Source organism: Mucilaginibacter sp. P2_A5 (assembly GCF_056404995.1).
The window spans coordinates 1-1,564 of sequence record NZ_JBFUCY010000072.1; the positions used below are offsets into that span (position 1 = coordinate 1).

Consider the following 1,564-nt stretch of genomic DNA (forward strand, 5'->3'; position numbering starts at 1 on the left):
CTGTCATCCTGAGTAAGTTTTATTTGCGCACAAATAATGGCATTGCAGATGACAAGCTATTTCCGAATTTTGCGAAAAGCAACTTATGGCAGCGTAGCAGTTTAGCTCCTGGTGTTTTTTACCCGCCCCTGAGTTTTGCTTCAGGAAATAGCGTAAGCATTTTGGTGATACTGTTATCAGCAGCATTCCCGTATGGCAGCGTGCCTTTTTTATCTATCGCTCTCCTGAGCCATAAGTTGCTTAATTATTAAATCTTAAAAGCAAAGTTATGGCAAAAGAAACAACTTTTGAAACAGTTCATGAAAACGTCGCMGGTATTGATATCGGCGCGGAACAAATTTTTGTATCCCCGGACGGGCAAGAAGTGGTCACCTTTGAAACCTTTACATCAAGCTATTATGCCTGTGCAATATATCTGCGGGAAAAGGGGATAAAAAAGGTTGCGATGGAAGCAACAGGGGTGTACTGGATCGCTTTGTACTTTCTATTAGAAGAACTTGGCATGCTGGTTTGCCTGGTCAACCCTAAAGAAACMAAACAGACAAAAGGGAGAAAAACAGACGTAAGGGACTGTCAGTGGATCCAAAAGCTATTTGCAGCTGGTATCCTGCGTCATAGTTTCATTCCACAAGGCAAGTTCATGGAACTTCGTCACTTAGTCCGTGAGCGGCTGGATATCATAAGCATGGGCAGTACCTATGTTAATAAAATGCAAAAATGCCTGGAACTGATGAACATCAAGCTTCCGGAAGTCCTTAGCCAGATCCATGGCACCAGCGGGATCAATATGATCAAGGCCATATTATCGGGCAGCCGTGATGCTGCTTATTTGCTTAGTCTTTGTGATGACCGTATTCAAAAGTATAAAGGTGAAAAAGTAATAAAGGCTTTGGAGGGGCGATATAATGATACTTACTTGTTTATGCTTGAACAGAACCTAAAGCTTTGGGAAATACATCAGCAACAAATAAAAACGATTGATAAGGAAATAGCTCACTTGCTGGATGAGCTAAGTGAAGACAAAGAAGAAGTGGCCGTAGGCAAAGCTAAACCTATACGGCACCATGCACCCAAAATAAAAGGGCTTCATGCTACCATGGCCCGTTTATAYGGCGTAGACCTTACCAGTATTCCCGGAATAAATGACTATACAGCATTGCGTTTAATTGGCGAAACAGGAACGGATATGAGCCGTTTTGTTACCGCTAAAAACTTTGTAAACTGGGCTAGCCTATCRCCCAAAAGYCATCGAAGCGGAAAAAYGAAMAAAAACGTGAGAGGTATGCCTTGCAATGTTGCCGGACAAATCTTCAAACAGTGCGCTCAATCACTATTGAAAAGTAAAGATAGTGCCATCGGTAGTTTTATGAGAAAGCTTCGCGGCCGGAAAGATTCGGGAATAGCCATAAAAGCAGGTGCCAGAAAGCTGGCTATAGCCTATTACAATACATTAACCAAAGGAACCGCGTACGTGGAGGAGGGAACTAAGCGTTATGAAGAGCAACTAAAGAAAAGAGAGATGGCATCATTGAAAAGATTAGCTAAAAAGCACAATGTGCAACTG

2 protein-coding genes are annotated in these 1,564 nt (G+C 42.3%); both read left to right on the top strand.

The genetic code is table 11. The features are described 5' to 3' along the window. A partial coding sequence (locus AC1DXF_RS29345) for a hypothetical protein (RefSeq protein WP_477452236.1) occupies positions 1 to 251 on the top strand: 251 nt, incomplete at its 5' end. A gap of 17 nt (positions 252 to 268) precedes the next feature. Then, on the top strand, positions 269 to 1,564 hold a 1,296-nt coding region (locus AC1DXF_RS29350), incomplete at its 3' end, for an IS110 family RNA-guided transposase (protein ID WP_477452237.1).